This window comes from Pseudomonas sp. GNP013 (assembly GCF_054343995.1).
In genome coordinates, this window is sequence record NZ_JBTGUT010000001.1 from 1,513,262 (window position 1) to 1,530,751 (window position 17,490).

Here is a 17,490-nt window from a genome sequence, read left to right on the forward strand (position 1 = left end):
TCGGTAGCCTTTCATGCAGTTGATCGAAAAACTCAGCATCCTCGCCGATGCCGCCAAGTACGACGCCTCCTGCGCCAGCAGTGGCGCGCCCAAGCGCAGCTCGGAAGGCAAGGCGGGGCTGGGCTCCACCAATGGCATGGGCATCTGCCACAGCTATACGCCCGACGGCCGTTGCGTGTCGCTGCTCAAGGTACTGCTTACCAATTTTTGCCTCTACGACTGCCAATACTGCGTCAACCGCCGCTCCAGCGATGTGCCCCGCGCACGGTTCAGCCCGGAGGAGGTGGTCACCCTGACCCTGGACTTCTACCGGCGCAATTGCGTCAGCGGGCTGTTTCTCAGTTCCGGCATCATCCGCTCGTCGGACTACACCATGGAGCAACTGGTGCGGGTGGCCAAGTTGCTGCGCGAAGAACACGACTTTCGCGGCTACATTCACCTCAAGACCATCCCCGACGCCGACCCGGCCCTGATTGCCGAGGCCGGGCGTTATGCCGATCGCCTCAGCGTGAACATCGAGCTGCCGACCGAAGCCAGCCTGCACACCCTGGCGCCGGAGAAGCAGATTGTCTCCATCAGGCAGGCCATGCAGACTATCTACACCGGCGAACAGACCGTGCGCAACGAACCCCGCGCGCCACGCTTCGCCCCGGCCGGGCAGAGCACGCAGATGATCGTCGGCGCCGACGACACCGACGACAGCACCATCCTCCACGGCGCCGAAGCGCTCTATGGCAATTTCAAGCTGCGCCGTGTGTATTACTCGGCGTTCAGCCCGATCCCCAACAGCCCGAAAAGCGTGCCCCTGGCCGCGCCACCCCTGATGCGCGAGCACCGTCTGTACCAGGCGGATTTCCTGTTGCGCAGCTACGGGTTCAGCGCCGGCGAGCTGCTTGCTGGCCCCGGCGACCTGGCGCTGGATATCGACCCCAAGCTGGCCTGGGCGCTTGAGCATCGCGAAGTTTTCCCCCTCGACCTCAACCGCGCCGAACCGACCCTGATCGCGCGCATCCCGGGCATTGGCCTGCGTACCACCCAGCGGCTGGTCGACCTGCGTCGCGAACGCAAGATCCGCTTTGAAGACCTGGCGCGCATGCGCTGCGTGCTGGCCAAGGCCAAGCCGTTTTTCATCACCAGCGACTACCACCCGCAACAGGCCGAGAGCACCAGCGTGCTGCTGCGCGAGCAATTGCGCGACCGCCCGGCGCCGCAGCAAATGGGCCTGTGGGGATGATCAGCCTGGAATGCGACAACCTGTTCAGCACCTGGCGCGAACAGGCGCGCTGGCTGCTCAGTCATCAGGTCGACCCGAGTCAGGTGAGCTGGGGCGCGACGGAAGTCGCCGACCTGTTTGCCACCGACCAGGCCATTCCCGACACGCCGGGGCCGTTCCAGGCGCGGATTCCCAAGGCGCTGATCGACCTGCTGGCGTCTGCCGCGTGTTATCACGGCGACCAACGCTGGAGCCTGCTGTACGAGGTGTTGTGGCGGGTCAGCCATGGCGACCGCACCGCGATGCTTGCCGGCGACAAACTGGGCAGTGAGTTGCAGCGGCGCATCAAGCAGGTGAGTCGCGAGGCGCACCATTTGCACGCGTTCGTACGCTTCATCGCGCTGCCGCCCGAGGCGGGTCCGCAGTTACCGGAATACGTGGCCTGGCACGAACCGGCCCATGACATATTGCACTCGGCCAGCCAGCACTTTATCGGGCGCATGGGCCGCCACCGCTGGATGATCGCCACGCCGCTGGATGGGGTGTATTACGACGGCGAGCAGTTGATTCATCAACGCAAGTGCCCCGAGGCGTGGCAGCAACTGGCGCAGAATGTCGACGACCCGCACAGCGCCATGTGGCTGACCTATTACAGCCATATCTTCAACCCGGCGCGGCTCAACCCCAAGGTCATGGAAGGGCACTTTCCGAGCCGATTCTGGAAGAATCTGCCGGAGGGCAAGTTGATCCCGGGGCTGATCACCGAAGCGCGCACGGGTAAGCAGAAGGATGGGCAGACCAGTTTGATCGGCGCCAAGCCTGGTAAACGCATCTCGAGCGGGCAGGGTTAAAACCCGTGGGAGGCTGCTGGATATGCACGCTCTGTGGCGAGCGGGCTTGCCCCGCGTTGGGGTGCGAAGCGCCCCCATCAAGCAAAACGCGGTGTACCTGATACGGCTCAGCGTCTGGTTTTGGGGCTGCTGCGCAGCCCAACGCAGGACAAGCCTGCTCGCCACAGGGAATCTGCGCTTAACTCAACGGCATTGGGGCTTGCCCCGCGTTGGGGTGCGAAGCGCCCCCAATCAAGCAAAACGCGGTGTACCTGATACGGCTCAGCGTCTGGTTTTGGGGCTGCTGCGCAGCCCAACGCAGGACAAGCCTGCTCGCCACAGAGAATCTGCGCTTAACTGAACGGCATTGGGGCTTGCCCCGCGTTGGGGCGCGAAGCGCCCCCAATCAAGGAGAGCACGGTGTACCTGACACTGCGCAGAGCATGGTCTTGGGGCTGCTGCGCAGCCCAGCGCGGGGCAAGCCCGCTCGCCACAGTGATGCGGCTGTCTGAAATTTAAGGCTTTAAAATCAACACGTTATTCTGTGCTTGATAAAAGCGGCCTGCTCGCGAAGACGCTGGATTGATGGACATCTTCAGTGATTGATACGCCGCATTCGCGAGCAAGCCCGCTCCCACATTGGTATTGTGGTGTTTGCTTAACCGCCGTCAGCCAGGAGGAATCATGTCTACCGCCGTTCGCCTCGCCCAAACCGCCGATGCCGAAGGCATCAGCCAGGTCGTCCTGGCGGCCTTGCACAGCAGCAATGCGCGGGATTACCCGGCCGATGTGATTGCCCGGGTGGCGAGCAACTTCAGTCCCGAGGCGGTGCTGGCGCTGCTCGAACGCCGCGTCGTGCTGGTGGCCACTCAGGATCAGACAATCGTCGCCACGGCGGCCCTCGATGGCAATGTGGTGCGTTCGGTGTTCGTCAACCCGGCGCTGCAAGGGCAGGGCATTGGCCGGCTGCTGATGATCGAAATCGAACTGCGGGCCCGTGAAGCCGGCGTAACGGTATTGAGTGTGCCGTCCTCGCTGACGGCCGAGCCGTTCTATACCCGGCTGGGGTTTCACACGGTACGCAACGTTTACCACGGCAATGAGCGCACGCTGGTGATGGAAAAGGCGCTGTCGTCGCGCCACCCCATCGGGCCGTATCGCGACCGTCAGCATCGTGCACAGGTGGCGGCGTTGTGGCGGGAAGCCTTTGGCTACGACACCGCGCATAACCTGCCAACCCTGGCCATCGATAAAAAGCTGGCGGTCAACGACGGTTTGTTCTTCGTGGCGACGGATAAAAAAACCGTGATCGGCACGATTCTCGCCGGGTATGACGGTCATCGCGGCTGGTTGTATTCGGTGGCGGTGCACGCGGACTATCGTCGGCACGGCCTGGGCTCTTCACTGGTGCGCCATGCGGAACAGGCGTTGACTGCGCTGGGTTGCATGAAGATCAACCTGCAGATCAGCGGCGGCAATGAGGCCGTGGTGGGGTTCTATGAGGCGCTGGGGTATGGCGTGGAGCCGAGGACCAGCATGGGCAAGAAGATTGCCGAGAATATTCCGCCGCCCTCCTGAGAGCGCTGCAACCAAATGTGGGAGGGGGCTTGCTCCCGATGGCGGTGTGTCAGTCCATACAGGTGCTGACTGACCCATTGCCATCGGGAGCAAGCCCCCTCCCACAGTGTTTTGCGGTGTTGCCGGATCAGACCTTGACGATCCAGCCCGCCGGCGCTTCAACATCGCCAGTCTGCACGCCGGTCAGCTCTTTGTAGAGCTTCTGGGTGACCGGGCCCACTTCGGTTTCGCTGTGGAACACATGCATCTTGCCGTTGTACTGGATGCCGCCAATCGGCGAAATCACCGCAGCAGTGCCGCAGGCGCCGGCTTCCTTGAACTGGTCCAGCTTGTCGATGAACACGTCGCCCTCGACCACGGTGAGGCCCAGGCGGGTCTCGGCCAGTTCGATCAGCGACAGGCGGGTGATGCCCGGCAGCACCGACGGCGACTTCGGCGTGATGAACTGGTTGTCGTGGGTGATCCCGAAGAAGTTGGCCGAGCCGACTTCCTCGATTTTCGAGTGGGTCATCGGGTCGAGGTAGATCGCATCGGCGAAACCGGACTTCTTGGCTTCGGAACCCGGCATCAGGCTGGCGGCGTAGTTACCACCGACCTTGGCGGCACCGGTGCCTTGTGGCGCAGCGCGGTCGAAGGTGGAGATCTGGAAGTTGTGGGGCACCAGGCCGCCCTTGAAGTAGGCACCAACCGGGATGGCGAAAACCGAGAAGATGAACTCCGGCGCCGTACGTACGCCGATGTTGTCACCGGTGCCGATCACGAACGGGCGCAGGTACAGCGCGCCGCCGCTGCCGTACGGCGGGATGAACCGCTCGTTGGCCTTGACCACTTGTTTGCAGGCGTCGATGAAGTCTTCGGTGGACACCTGCGGCATCAGCAGGCGCGCACAGCTGCGTTGCATGCGCGCAGCGTTCTGGTCCGGGCGGAACAGGTTGACCGAGCCGTCCTTGCAGCGGTAGGCCTTGAGGCCTTCAAAGCACTGTTGACCATAGTGCAGGGCGGTGGAACCCTCGCTGATGTGCAGCACGTTGTCGTCGGTCAGGGTGCCTTCCTGCCATTCGCCGTTTTTCCAGACCTGGAGAAAACGTTTGTCGGTCTTGATGTAGTCAAAACCCAGCTTGTCCCAATTGATACTTTCGTTACCCATGACACCCTCTATCTCTGGTCAAGTCGGTTTTTTCTGGATGGTGGCAACAATACTGCATTCTTGGCCGGTGTGGGAGCCACAGGGTGGACAGCTCCAGCCTCTGTATCGCCATCGCAGGCAAGCCAGCTTCCACATTGGAATGCATTACCCCGGTGGGCGCTGGCTTGCCTGCGATGGCTTCGCTCCGGTTTTACAGGTGCAACGCGTGACCCAATGCCCTTAATGCCGCCTCCTGCATTGCTTCGCCGAGGGTCGGATGGGCGTGGATGGTGCCCGCCACATCTTCCAGGCGCGCGCCCATCTCCAGGCTCAGGCCAAACGCGGTGGACAGCTCCGACACACCCACTCCCACCGCCTGCCAGCCGACAATCAGGTGGTTGTCACGCCGCGCCACCACTCGCACGAAGCCACTTTTGGACCCCAGTGTCATCGCCCGCCCATTGGCCGCGAACGGGAAGCTTGCCACGATGCAATCCAGGCCTGCGGCCGTGGCGTGCTCCGGAGTCTTGCCGACCACCACCAGCTCCGGGTCGGTGAAGCACACCGCCGGAATCGCCGCCGGGTTGAATTCGCGGGCCTTGCCGCTGATCAGTTCGGCGACCATTTCGCCCTGGGCCATGGCGCGGTGCGCCAGCATCGGCTCGCCGCTGAGGTCGCCGATGGCATACACATTGCGCATGCTGGTCTGGCAGCGGCTGTCGATGTTGATCGCCGCGCCGTTCATGTCCAGGTTCAGCGCTTCGAGGTTCCAGCCCCGGGTGTTGGGGGTGCGGCCCACGGCCACCAGCACCTGGTCGGTGTCCAGGGACAGGGTCTCGCCATTCGGATCACGCACCTGCAGGCGGTTGTCGGCAAAACCGGTCACGCTGTGCTGAAGGTACAGCGTCACGCCCAAGTGCTTGAGCGAATCGGCCACCGGCTGCGTCAGCTCGGCGTCGTACGCCGGCAGGATGCGATCCTGCGCCTCAACCACGCTCACGTCCGCCCCCAGCTTGCGATAGGCAATGCCCAGCTCCAGGCCGATATAACCGCCACCCACCACGATCAGGCGTTTGGGCACCTGTTGCGGCGACAGCGCCTCGGTGGACGAAATGATCGGCCCGCCGATGGGCAGCATCGGCAGGTTGACGCTTTTCGAACCGGTGGCCAGCAGCAGGTGCTCGCACTGGATGCGCTGGTCGCCGACCTCGACGGTCTTGCCGTCCACCACCCTGGCCCAGCCGTGGATCACCTGCACCTTGTGCTTCTTCAGCAGCGCGGCGACACCGCTGGTCAGGCGGTCGACGATGGCGTCTTTCCATTCCACGCTTTTCTGAATGTTCAGGGTTGGCGCGGCCACTTCGATGCCCAGCACTGACCCCTGGCTGTGATGCTCGGTCTGCTGAAACTGCTCGGCCACATGGATCAGTGCCTTGGACGGAATACAGCCGATGTTCAGGCAGGTGCCGCCCAGGGCCTGGCCTTCCACCAGGATGGTCGGGATGCCCAGCTGGCCTGCGCGAATCGCCGCCACATAGCCGCCGGGGCCGCCGCCGATGATCAGCAGCGTGGTGTGTAATGTCTGGGTCATGCCCTTACTCCAGGAACAGGCTGGCGGGTTGTTCGAGCAGGCCGCGAATGGCCTGGATGAATTGCGCCGCGTCCATGCCATCGACCACGCGGTGATCGAAGGAGCTGGAGAGGTTCATCATCTTGCGCACCACGATCTGGCCCTTGACCACCATCGGCCGCTCAACGATGCGGTTGACGCCGACAATGGCCACTTCCGGCAGGTTCAGCACCGGCGTGCTGACGATGCCGCCCAGCGCGCCGAGGCTGCTGAGGGTGATGGTCGAGCCGGACAGCTCCTCACGGCTGGCCTTGCCGTTGCGCGCAGCGGCGGCCAATCGCGCGATTTCCTCCGCACTGCCCCACAGGCTGCGCGCCTCGGCGTGACGCACCACCGGCACCATCAGGCCAACATCGCTCTGGGTGGCGACGCCCACATGCACCGCGCCCAAGCGAGTAATCACCTGAGCCTCATCGTCGTAACGCGCGTTGATCTGCGGAAACTCCCGCAGCGCGACGACCATGGCCCGCACGATAAACGGCAACAGGGTCAGCTTGCCGCGGGTGGCGCCGTGCTTCTCGTTAAGGTGCACGCGCAACTCGTCCAGCGCCGTCACGTCGATTTCTTCCACATAGCTGAAATGCGCGGCGCGGCGGGTGGCGTCCTGCATGCGCTGAGCGATCTTGCGGCGCATGCCGATCACCGGGATCTGCTCTTCATCGTGGCGTTCGGCGTAAGGGTTCGACGCCATGGAAGCCTTCGCCGAACCCTGTTGCAGATACGCATCGAGGTCTTCATGCAGGATTCGCCCGGCCGGGCCGGAACCCTGCACCAGGCGCAATTGAATGCCGGCATCCAGCGCATGCTTGCGCACGGCGGGGGAGGCCAGCGGGCGTTCGTCGCCTTCACGGGCCACCGGCGCTGCTGCGGGTTTCGCTTGCGTCACCGCCAGCGCTGGTTTGGCGGCGACCACCGGCGCGGCCTGCACGGGCTCGCTTGCAGCCACGGCCGGCGCCTCTTTGGCATTGCCCGCGCCTTCCACTTCAATGCTGATCAGCACACTGCCCACGGCCATCACTTCACCCGGCTCGCCGCCGAGGGCAATCACCTTGCCGTGCACCGGCGAGGGAATGTCCACCATCGCCTTGTCGGTCATCACATCCGCCAGCACCTGGTCTTCGACGACCATGTCGCCGACCTTTACATGCCACACCGACAACTCAACTTCTGCGATGCCTTCGCCAATGTCCGGCATCTTGATAACGTGCGTGCCCATTCAGACCTCCATGACCCGTTTCAACGCCGCGCCCACGCGGGACGGCCCTGGGAAATACGCCCATTCCTGCGCGTGCGGGTAGGGCGTGTCCCACCCGGTGACGCGCTCGATTGGCGCTTCCAGGTGGTGGAAGCAGTGCTCCTGCACCAGCGCCACCAGCTCGGCGCCGAAGCCGCAGGTGCGCGTGGCTTCGTGCACCACCACGCAGCGGCCGGTCTTTTTCACCGACTTGACGATGGTGTCCAGGTCCAGCGGCCACAGGCTGCGCAGGTCGATGACTTCGGCGTCGATGCCGGTTTCTTCGGCGGCGACCTGCGACACGTACACGGTGGTGCCATAGGTCAGCACGGTCACGGCAGACCCCGGGCGCACGATGGCGGCCACGTCCAGCGGCACGGTGTAGTAACCGTCCGGCACTTGCGCCTGCGGGTGTTTCGACCACGGCGTCACCGGGCGGTCGTGGTGGCCGTCGAACGGGCCGTTGTAGAGGCGCTTGGGCTCAAGGAAGATCACCGGGTCATCGTTTTCGATGGAGGCGATTAACAAGCCCTTGGCGTCGTACGGGTTGGACGGCATTACCGTGCGCAGCCCGCACACTTGAGTGAACACCGCTTCGATGCTCTGGCTGTGGGTCTGGCCGCCATAGATGCCGCCGCCGCAGGGCATGCGCATGGTCAGCGGTGCGGTGAACTGGCCAGCCGACCGGTAACGCAGGCGCGCCGCTTCGGAGATGATCTGGTCGGTGGCAGGGTAGACGTAGTCGGCGAACTGGATTTCGGCGACCGGGCGCAGGCCATACGCGCCCATGCCCACGGCCACGCCGACGATGCCGCTTTCGGAGATCGGTGCGTCGAACACCCGCGAGCTGCCGTACTTGGTCTGCAAGCCTTCGGTGCAGCGGAACACGCCGCCGAAGTAGCCGACGTCCTGGCCGAACACCACCACGTTGTCGTCGCGCTCAAGCATCACGTCCATGGCCGAGCGCAGCGCCTGGATCATGGTCATGGTGGTGGTGGTCATGGCGGTTTCCACTTCGATGCTGTTGTTGTGATCGTTCATGGTCAGATCCCCAGCTCCTGACGCTGGCGCTTCAAGTGCTCCGGCATCTCTTTGTAGACGTCTTCGAACATGGTCGCGGCGCTTGGAATCTGGCCGCCGGCGAGGGTGCCGTACTGTTCGGCCTGTTTTTGCGCGGCGATCACGTCGGCTTCAAGTTCGGCGCTGACCGCCGCGTGTTCCTCTTCGGACCACTGGCCGATCCTGATCAGGTGCTGCTTGAGGCGCGCAATCGGGTCGCCGAGGGGAAAGTGGCTCCAGTCGTCGGCCGGGCGATATTTGGACGGATCGTCGGAGGTGGAGTGCGGGCCGGCGCGGTAGGTCACCCACTCGATCAGGGTCGGGCCCAGGTTGCGGCGCGCACGCTCGGCGGCCCAGGCGGAGGCGGCGTACACGGCGATGAAGTCGTTGCCGTCCACACGCAGGGAGGCAATGCCGCAACCCACGCCGCGTCCGGCGAAGGTGGTGGCTTCACCGCCGGCGATGGCCTGGAAGGTGGAGATGGCCCACTGGTTGTTGACCACGTTGAGAATCACCGGCGCGCGGTACACGTGGGCAAAGGTGAGGGCGGTGTGGAAGTCCGATTCGGCAGTGGCACCGTCGCCGATCCAGGCCGAGGCAATCTTGGTATCGCCCTTGATCGCCGAGGCCATGCCCCAGCCCACGCCTTGTACGAATTGAGTGGCGAGGTTGCCGGAAATAGTGAAGAAGCCCGCGTCTTTCACCGAGTACATGATCGGCAACTGACGGCCCTTGAGCGGGTCGCGCTCGTTGGACAGCAGTTGGCAGATCAGGTCCACCAGCGGCACATCGCGGGCCATCAGGATGCTTTGCTGGCGGTAGGTGGGGAAGCACATGTCGTCGATGTTCAAGGCCAGGGCCTGGGCGCTGCCGATGGCTTCTTCGCCAAGGCTCTGCATGTAGAACGACATTTTTTTCTGGCGCTGGGCGACCACCATGCGGTTGTCGAAGATGCGCGTCTTGAGCATGGCGCGCATGCCGGCGCGCAGGATGTCGACGGGGATGCCTTCGGCCCATGGGCCCAGGGCCTGGCCCTGGTCGTCGAGCACGCGGATCAGGCCCTTGGCCAGGTCGGCGGTGTCGGCGGGTTCTACGTCGATGGCGGGTTTGCGCACCAGGCCGGCGTCGGTCAGGCGCAGGTAGGTGAAGTCGGTCTTGCAGCCTGGGCGCCCCGAGGGTTCGGGAACGTGCAGGCGCAGCGGTGCATACGGCTGATTCATGGCTTTCTACGCTCGATCTTGTGAATTTCTTGTAGTGGGCGCGCTAGCTGACAGTCAGTCTTCGGGTAGAAGAAATCCTGTCCTACAACAATCATAGGCGGGGCGTAGAAGAATATTTATCTGTGTTTCGTTGCGCTGCCGGTCATTTGCGGATAAAAAAACTGCATAAACATAATAAACAGGTGATTTTGTCTCATGCGCAAACTGGACCGTACGGATATCGGCATTCTCAACGCACTGCAGGAGAACGCCCGCATCACCAACGCCGACCTGGCCCGCTCGGTCAACCTGTCGCCCACGCCGTGCTTCAATCGGGTGAAGGCCATGGAAGAGCAGGGGTTGATCCGCGAGCAGGTGACGCTGCTGGATGCCGATCTGCTGGGGCTGCATGTGAATGTGTTCATTCACGTGAGCCTGGAGAAGCAGAACGAGCTGGCCCTGCAGCAGTTTGAAGGGGCGATTTCGGACCGGCCGGAAGTGATGGAGTGCTACCTGATGGCCGGCGACCCGGATTACTTGATCCGGGTGCTGGTGCCGACGATTCAGGCGCTGGAGCGGTTCATGATGGACTTTCTGACCAAAGTGCCGGGGGTGGCCAATATCCGGTCGAGTTTTGCGTTAAAGCAGGTGCGCTACAAGACGGCGTTACCACTGCCGGCCAACGGCATCAGCCTCGGTTCCTGACCCAACACTGAACAATGTCGGTGGGGGCTTGAATCGCATGTCAAAGTTTGTTGATGGGGATCTTGAGATAGGTCACGCCATTCTCTTCCGCTGGCGGCATATTTCCCGCCCGCACATTCACCTGGATCGCCGGCAGCAACAATGTTGGCATCCCCAACCCGGCGTCGCGGGTGGTGCGCATCGCTACAAACGTCGCCTCATCCACACCGTCATGCACATGGATGTTGCCCGCGCGCTGCTCGGACACGGTGGTCAGGCACCTGGCTTCGCGGCCCTCTGGCGGATAGTCATGGCACACATACAGCTGAGTGTGCGGCGGGAACGCCAGCAGCTTGCGCATGGAGGCGTACAACTGCCGTGCATCGCCGCCAGGGAAGTCGCAGCGGGCGGTGCCGACGTCGGGCATGAACAGGGTGTCGCCCACCAGGATCAGGCGGTCGTCGATCAGGTAGGCCATGTCGGCCGGCGTATGCCCCGGCACATGCAGCGCCTGGGCCTTCAAGCCGCCGATATGAAAGATTTCGTCCGGCGCGAACAGATGGTCGAACTGCGAGCCATCGGCGCGGAACTCCGGCTCCAGGTTGAACAGGTTCTTGAACACGCCCTGCACCTTGCTGATCGACTGGCCGATCGCGATCTTGCCGCCCATGATGCGGCGCAGGTACGGTGCGGCGGAGAGGTGATCGGCATGGGCATGGGTTTCCAGCAGCCACTGCACCTGCAGGCGATGCGCCCGCACGAAGGCAATCACCATGTCGGCCTGTGCGGTATCGGTGCGCCCGGACGCCGGGTCGTAGTTGAGCACTGAATCGACAATGGCGCAGGGGCCACCCTCGGCTTCATAGACGATGTAGGTGTAGGTCGACGATGCCTCGTCCAGAAAGGCTTGAATCAACGCTGGCATGGCGGCTATCCCCGATGAAGAAAAAAGTGGTTACAATCAGTTTACGTTTAAACATAATGTTTTGAGCTTAAGTGAGATAAAGGAGCCGAGGCAAATGGAATCTACGTTGAGCGAGGGCGAAGTCGCCCAATTGCGTGCATCGGCGTCCAAGGCCTGTTCCTTGCTCAAGGCGTTGGCCAATGAGGACCGCCTGTTGATCCTCTGCCAGTTGACCCTGGGCGAACGCAACGTCGGCGAGCTGGAAGCCCAGACGGGCGTGCGCCAGCCGACGCTGTCACAACAGTTGGGCATTTTGCGGGACGAAGGGTTGGTCGCCACCCGTCGGGAAGGTAAATACATCTTCTACGGGCTGGCCAGCCACGAAGTGATCCAAGTGATGAAGACCCTGTCCGGCCTGTACTGCGGCGCGGTCATAAAAAGCTGGGCGTGACGCCATCCGGCAGCGACCCTTGTGTGCATTGACTCAAAAAGGCAGTAGACAATGACCGAACAACACTGGGGCCCCACCATCAGTGGCGATATCGTCGTCATCGGCGGCGGCTCGGCAGGCATCGGCCTGCTGGCCAGCCTGCTCAAGCGCGACCCGCAACTGAACATCATCCTGATCGAACCCAACGACTTTCATTGCTATCAGCCCGCCTGGACCCTGGTGGGCGGCGGCGCCTACGACCTGCAAAAGACCCGGCGCCCGCTGGCCGACGTACTGCCCAACGGGGTCACCTGGATCCAGGCCGCCGCCAGCGAGTTATTGCCTGACGAGCAGACCCTGGTGCTCGACAGCGGCCAGCGTGTCACCTGGAACAACCTCATCGTCTGCCCCGGCCTGCGCCTGGCCTGGGAGAAAGTCGAAGGCCTGCAGGATACCCTCGGTCGCCACGGCGTCACCTCCAACTACAGCTACGAACATGCCGCCTACACCTGGCAACTGGTGCAGCAACTCAAGGGCGGCAAGGCGATCTTTACCCAGCCGGCCATGCCGATCAAATGCGCCGGTGCGCCGCAGAAAGCCATGTACCTGTCCTGCGACCACTGGCTCAAGCAGGGCAGCCTGAAAAACATCGACGTCGAATTCAACCTGGCCGGTGCCGCGCTGTTCGGCGTGGCGACCTTTGTGCCACCGCTGATGAAGTACGTGGAAAAGTACAACGCGCGGCTGGCCTTCAACTCCAACCTGATCAAGGTCGACGGCCCGGCACGCAAGGCCTGGTTCGAGGTGAAGGGTGCCGACGGCAACGTCAGCGTTGAGGAAAAGTCCTTCGACCTGTTGCACGTGGTGCCGCCGCAAGTCTCCCCGGATTTCATCCGCCAAAGCGCGCTGGCCGACGCGGCCGGCTGGTGTGACGTGAACCCTCACAGCCTGCAGCATGTGCGCTATCCACACATCTTCGGCCTGGGCGATGTGTGCGGCACCAGCAATGCCAAGACCGCCGCAGCGGTGCGCAAGCAGATCGTGGTGGTTGCCGAAAACCTGCTGGCCCTGCGCAAACAGGCGCCGTTGCCGCTCAAGTACGACGGCTATGGCTCCTGCCCCTTGACGGTGGAGAAGGGCAAGGTGGTGCTGGCCGAATTCGGCTACGGCGGCAAGCTGCTGCCGACTTTTCCCCTCGACCCCACCCGGGCACGGCGTTCGATGTGGTTCCTCAAGGCCACGCTGCTGCCGTGGTTCTACTGGAACGGCATGCTCAAGGGGCGCGAGTGGCTGACCCGCCTGAGCAAGGTGGACTGAATGCTGCTGGCGAGTGTTCTTGGGGTATTGATGGGCCTGGTCATGGGCCTGACCGGCGCGGGCGGCGGCATTCTTGGGGTGCCGGCGCTGGTGTTGGGACTGGGGTTGACGATGACCCAGGCCGCGCCGGTGTCGTTGCTTGCCGTGGGCGCGGCGGCAGCGGTCGGGGCGATTGACGGCCTGCGCCACGGACTGGTGCGTTATCGCGCGGCGCTGTTGATCGCCTTGCTCGGTGCGCTGTTTTCACCGTTGGGCGTGTTTGTCGCTCATCAGCTCTCGGAAACGGTGCTGATGGGGCTGTTCAGCGCGCTGATGGTACTGGTGGCCTGGCGCATGCTGCAGCGCGAAAAGATCGAGCCCGGGCCGAGCGACCATGGTGCCGCGCTGTGGGGGCAGAAGAACTGCATGCTCAATCAGCAGACCGGGCGCCTGGCCTGGACCGCCAAGTGCAGCGCCACCCTGGCTGCATTGGGTGCCGTTACCGGTGCTGTATCGGGCTTGTTGGGCGTGGGCGGCGGCTTCCTGATCGTGCCGGCGTTCAAGCAACTGACCGATGTGCAAATGCGCGGGATCGTTGCGACTTCGCTGATGGTTGTCAGCCTGCTTTCGCTGATCGGCGTGGTGGGGGCGTTTCATGCGGGGGTGAGCATCGAGCCGGTGGGCTGGGCGTTTATCGGATCGAGTGTCGTCGGCATGTTGGTTGGGCGGCTGCTGGGGTCGGTGATTCCAGCGCGGGCATTGCAGGTGGGGTTTGCCAGTTTGTGCGTATTGGTTGCGGTTGGGATGTTGTTGAAGGCTTTGGTTTAGGGGAGACATATCCATTATTGGGGTAACGGCTGATTAGGGTTCCGCCCTTACGGCGGGTCGGCGTCCTGCCGGGTTACCCACGCTCCAAAGCCTGCGTTCGGCCAGCGTGTTTGACGGGGCGCCTCAGATCAAAAGCAAAAGCGCGGCGGCCTGAGCCGACCGGAATTCTCTGCCGAACACTGTACAAACTGTGGGAGGGGGCTTGCTCCCGATAGCAGTGGGTCAGTCAACTTATGTGTAGCTGACCCACTGCTATCGGGAGCAAGCCCCCTCCCACATGTAATCTCCATTGGTCTAATGGCTATCACGCTGCTTTTGATCTGCTTTGCTTTGGCTTTTGATCGTGATCTCAGGCGCCCCGTCAACCATGTGTCCGGTCCATACAGCGCTCTTCAAAAAGTGACCCGCCGTAAGGGCGGAACCCTAAGCCGCCGTTACTCAAATAACAGATATGTACACCACAAACCCCCAACAGCTACCCCCCTCATTTGCCCAACCACCGCTGGCAAGATGAACTCCACTCGCGTTTACTGTCTCTGAGCATGGATTTCACCGACTTCCCCGTCGGCTCACCAAGGTCACCGAATGGACAACTACACCCCCCACCCCTGGCAGCCCCACGAGCGACCGACCTTGCCCGGCTCGCCGTCGACGCCGCTGCATCCCACCCACAAGCGCTGGCTGTTCGCGCTGGTCGGTGCGCTGGTGGCGATCACCGGGGGGCTGGGTAACGCGCTGGTCATCGCCAACCTGCAATACCTGCAAGGCGCGCTGGGGGCGACCACCGCAGAGATGGCCTGGCTGCCCGCCGCCTATGTGATGACCAACGTGTGCATGAACCTGTTGCTGGTGAAGTTTCGCCAGCAGTTCGGCCTGCGTGCGTTCACCGAGGTGTTTCTGGTGCTGTACGTGCTGGTGACCTTCGGCCATTTATTCGTGAACGACCTCAGCTCGGCCATCGCCGTGCGGGCGGCCCATGGCATGGTGGGGGCGGCGCTGAGTTCGTTGGGCTTGTACTACATGATCCAGGCCTTCCCGGCCAAATGGCGTTTGCGCTCGCTGGTGCTCGGGCTGGGCACCGCGCAGTTGGCCTTGCCGTTGGCGCGGTTGTTCTCCGAAGACTTGCTGCAGATTGCCGAGTGGCGCGGCTTGTACCTGTTTGAGCTGGGGCTGGCGCTGATCTGCCTGGGTTGTGTGTTCCTGCTCAAATTGCCGCCCGGCGACCGCTTCAAGACCTTTGAAAAACTTGATTTTCTCACCTTCGCCATCCTCGCCACCGGCGTGGCTTTGCTCTGCGCGGTGCTGTCCCTGGGGCGTATCGACTGGTGGCTGGAGGCGCCGTGGATCGGTGTGGCGTCGGCCTGTTCCCTGGTGCTGATCATGGCGGGCCTTGCCATCGAGCATAACCGCGCCAACCCGCTGCTGATGACGCGCTGGCTCGGCAGCGGGGTGATGATTCGCCTGGCGCTGGCGGTGATCCTGATTCGCATGGTGCTGTCGGAGCAGTCCACCGGCGCGGTGGGTTTCATGCAGATGCTCAACATGAGCTACGAGCAGATGCACACGCTGTACGTGGTGATGCTGGCCGGGGCGCTAGCGGGGCTGGTGGTCAGTGCGTTGACGATCAACCCGGCGCACCTGCTGATGCCGCTGGTGATCTCCCTGGCGCTGATGGCAACCGGCTCCGTCATGGACAGTTTTTCCAGTAACCTCACCCGGCCGCAGAACCTGTATGTCAGCCAGTTCCTGCTGGGCTTCGGCGGCACGTTTTTCCTCGGGCCGACCATGGTGCTCGGCACCAAAAACGTGTTGGCCAACCCGCGCAACCTGGTGAGCTTCTCGGTGATGTTCGGCATTTGCCAGAACCTCGGCGGGCTGATCGGCGCGGCATTGCTCGGCACCTTCCAGATCGTGCGCGAGAAGTATCATTCCAGCATGATCGTCGAACACCTGACCCTGCTCGACCCGCGCGTGGCGGCGCGGGTGCAGAGCGGCGGGGCGGCCTATGGCGGGGTGATCGCCGATCCGCAGCTGCGCAACCTGCAGGGCATTCGCAGCCTCGCCACGGCGGCGATCCGTGAGGCGAATGTGATGGCCTACAACGATGTCTTCATGCTGATCGCGATCATCGCGATCCTCACCATGAGCTGGATCTTCATTCGCAGCCTGTGGCTGATGAGCACCACCCAGGCAGTTCCTCCCGTTCAACCCAGCGGCGCACCTTCATGACCGAACCGACCACCACAACCACCAATGCCATCGCTGCCACGCCGGAAGGCAGCACGCCGCCGGGCGCCACGGCGACCGAGCCGCGCTCCTTGCGGGTGCGCATCATCTCTTCCCTGGGCTTTGCCGCGATTGCCATCGTCGGTGTGCTGATCGTGCTCTACGCCTGGCAGTTGCCGCCGTTCAGCAGTGCGGTGGAAACCACCGAGAACGCCCTGGTGCGCGGCCAGGTGACGATCATCGGCCCGCAGCTCAGCGGCTATGTGTTCGAGGTGCCGGTGCAGGACTTCCAGTACGTCAAGGCCGGCGACCTGCTGGTGCGCCTGGACGACCGCATCTACCAGCAGCGCCTCGATCAGGCGCTGGCGCAACGGGCGGTGCAGAAGGCGGCGTTGGCCAACGTGGTGCAGCAGCGCAACAGCGCGCAAGCCACCATCAAGCTGCGCCAGGCCGCGCTGGTGGACAGCCAGGCCCAGGCGCGCAAAAGCAGCGCCGACCTGCGCCGCAATGAAGAGCTGATCAGCGACGGCTCGGTGTCCAGGCGCGAACTGGACGTGGCCCGCGCCGCCCAGGCGCAAACCGTTGCGGCGGTGGCCCAGGCCCAGGCCAACCTGGAGATCGCGCGGCAGGACCTGCAGACGGTGATCGTCAATCGCGGTTCGCTGGAAGCGGCGGTGGCGAGCGCCGATGCCGCAGTGGCGCTGGCGCGCATCGACCTGGCCAACACGCGCATCACCGCGCCCCGCGACGGCCAGTTGGGGCAGATCGGTGTGCGCCTGGGCGCCTACGTCAATTCCGGCGCGCAGTTGATGGCGCTGGTGCCCAATCAGCTGTGGGTGATCGCCAATATGAAAGAAACCCAGATGGCCGACGTGCAGGTCGGCCAGCCGGTGACCTTCACCGTGGATGCGCTGAACCACCGCAGGTTTCATGGCACGGTGCAGCATATTTCGCCGGCGACGGGCTCGGAGTTCAGCCTGTTGCAGGCGGACAACGCCACTGGCAACTTTGTGAAGATCGCCCAGCGGGTGCCGGTGAGGATCACCGTGGACCCGGGGCAGGCAGAGAGTGAGCGGCTGCGGCCGGGGTTGTCGGTGGTGGTCAGTATCGACACCGCCGGCCGCCTGAAAAACAGCCCGCCCTGATACACCGCTATCGCAGGCAAGCCAGCTCCCACATTTGATCGCGTTCACATTCCCCATTCCGGTCGGCTCTCAGGCCGCCGCGCTTTTGCTTTTGATCTTAGGCGCCCC

Annotated in this window: 15 protein-coding genes; 9 read left to right on the forward strand and 6 right to left on the reverse strand. The window is 63.3% G+C overall.

Going from position 1 to position 17,490, the window contains the following annotated elements; all coding sequences use genetic code 11:
- The first annotated feature begins 13 nt into the window (after positions 1-13).
- The 3 genes from ACXX81_RS06940 (at position 14) to ACXX81_RS06950 (ending at position 3,621) form a co-directional block, all read left to right on the forward strand.
- Entirely contained in the window at positions 14-1,234 is a 1,221-nt protein-coding gene (locus tag ACXX81_RS06940; protein WP_057007625.1) for a putative DNA modification/repair radical SAM protein, read from the forward strand.
- On the forward strand, positions 1,231-2,064 hold the full coding sequence (locus ACXX81_RS06945; protein ID WP_458571399.1) for a TIGR03915 family putative DNA repair protein: 834 nt from the start codon (positions 1,231-1,233) through the stop codon (positions 2,062-2,064). The genes ACXX81_RS06940 and ACXX81_RS06945 overlap by 4 nt, the downstream gene beginning before the upstream one ends.
- A 663-nt stretch (positions 2,065-2,727) precedes the next feature.
- On the forward strand, positions 2,728-3,621 hold the full coding sequence (locus ACXX81_RS06950) for a GNAT family acetyltransferase (protein ID WP_322214033.1): 894 nt from the start codon (positions 2,728-2,730) through the stop codon (positions 3,619-3,621).
- Positions 3,622-3,748: 127 nt separating this feature from the next.
- On the opposite strand, the gene ACXX81_RS06955 is transcribed toward ACXX81_RS06950, so the two are convergent.
- From ACXX81_RS06955 to ACXX81_RS06975, 5 genes are all read right to left on the reverse strand, one after another.
- Complete coding sequence (locus tag ACXX81_RS06955) at positions 3,749-4,768, reverse strand: branched-chain amino acid aminotransferase (RefSeq protein ID WP_209983059.1); 1,020 nt, start codon at positions 4,766-4,768, stop codon at positions 3,749-3,751.
- 190 nt (positions 4,769-4,958) lie between these two features.
- On the reverse strand, positions 4,959-6,338 hold the full coding sequence (gene lpdA / locus ACXX81_RS06960; RefSeq protein WP_458571400.1) for a dihydrolipoyl dehydrogenase: 1,380 nt from the start codon (positions 6,336-6,338) through the stop codon (positions 4,959-4,961).
- Positions 6,339-6,342: 4 nt separating this feature from the next.
- Positions 6,343-7,593 (reverse strand): dihydrolipoamide acetyltransferase family protein, encoded by a 1,251-nt coding sequence (locus ACXX81_RS06965; RefSeq protein WP_458571401.1) that lies wholly within the window; start codon positions 7,591-7,593, stop codon positions 6,343-6,345.
- Positions 7,594-8,652 carry an alpha-ketoacid dehydrogenase subunit beta gene (locus ACXX81_RS06970; protein ID WP_209983053.1) on the reverse strand — a complete coding sequence of 353 codons (1,059 nt, stop codon included), beginning with the start codon at positions 8,650-8,652 and terminating at the stop codon, positions 7,594-7,596. It lies immediately after the preceding gene.
- 2 nt (positions 8,653-8,654) lie between these two features.
- Positions 8,655-9,890, reverse strand: coding sequence for a 3-methyl-2-oxobutanoate dehydrogenase (2-methylpropanoyl-transferring) subunit alpha (locus ACXX81_RS06975; RefSeq protein WP_458571402.1), 1,236 nt, complete (start codon positions 9,888-9,890; stop codon positions 8,655-8,657).
- A 195-nt stretch (positions 9,891-10,085) separates the two neighbouring features.
- On the opposite strand from ACXX81_RS06975, the gene bkdR reads away from it, so the two are divergent.
- Complete coding sequence (bkdR, locus tag ACXX81_RS06980) at positions 10,086-10,574, forward strand: Bkd operon transcriptional regulator BkdR (protein ID WP_003234208.1); 489 nt, start codon at positions 10,086-10,088, stop codon at positions 10,572-10,574.
- 40 nt (positions 10,575-10,614) lie between these two features.
- On the opposite strand, the gene ACXX81_RS06985 is transcribed toward bkdR, so the two are convergent.
- The gene (locus tag ACXX81_RS06985; RefSeq protein WP_209983049.1) at positions 10,615-11,478 is read right to left on the reverse strand and encodes an MBL fold metallo-hydrolase; all 864 of its coding nucleotides are present in this window, start codon (positions 11,476-11,478) and stop codon (positions 10,615-10,617) included.
- A 94-nt stretch (positions 11,479-11,572) separates the two neighbouring features.
- On the opposite strand from ACXX81_RS06985, the gene ACXX81_RS06990 reads away from it, so the two are divergent.
- The 5 genes from ACXX81_RS06990 (at position 11,573) to ACXX81_RS07010 (ending at position 17,382) form a co-directional block, all read left to right on the forward strand.
- Complete coding sequence (locus ACXX81_RS06990) at positions 11,573-11,908, forward strand: ArsR/SmtB family transcription factor (RefSeq protein WP_057007617.1); 336 nt, start codon at positions 11,573-11,575, stop codon at positions 11,906-11,908.
- A 51-nt stretch (positions 11,909-11,959) separates the two neighbouring features.
- The gene (locus ACXX81_RS06995) at positions 11,960-13,204 is read left to right on the forward strand and encodes an NAD(P)/FAD-dependent oxidoreductase (RefSeq protein WP_458571403.1); all 1,245 of its coding nucleotides are present in this window, start codon (positions 11,960-11,962) and stop codon (positions 13,202-13,204) included.
- Complete coding sequence (locus tag ACXX81_RS07000; protein WP_458571404.1) at positions 13,205-14,011, forward strand: sulfite exporter TauE/SafE family protein; 807 nt, start codon at positions 13,205-13,207, stop codon at positions 14,009-14,011. It begins immediately after the preceding gene.
- A 585-nt stretch (positions 14,012-14,596) separates the two neighbouring features.
- Entirely contained in the window at positions 14,597-16,240 is a 1,644-nt protein-coding gene (locus ACXX81_RS07005) for an MFS transporter (protein ID WP_458571405.1), read from the forward strand.
- Positions 16,237-17,382, forward strand: coding sequence for an HlyD family secretion protein (locus ACXX81_RS07010; RefSeq protein ID WP_338487475.1), 1,146 nt, complete (start codon positions 16,237-16,239; stop codon positions 17,380-17,382). Before ACXX81_RS07005 ends, ACXX81_RS07010 begins: the two co-directional genes overlap by 4 nt.
- Positions 17,383-17,490: the final 108 nt, after the last annotated feature.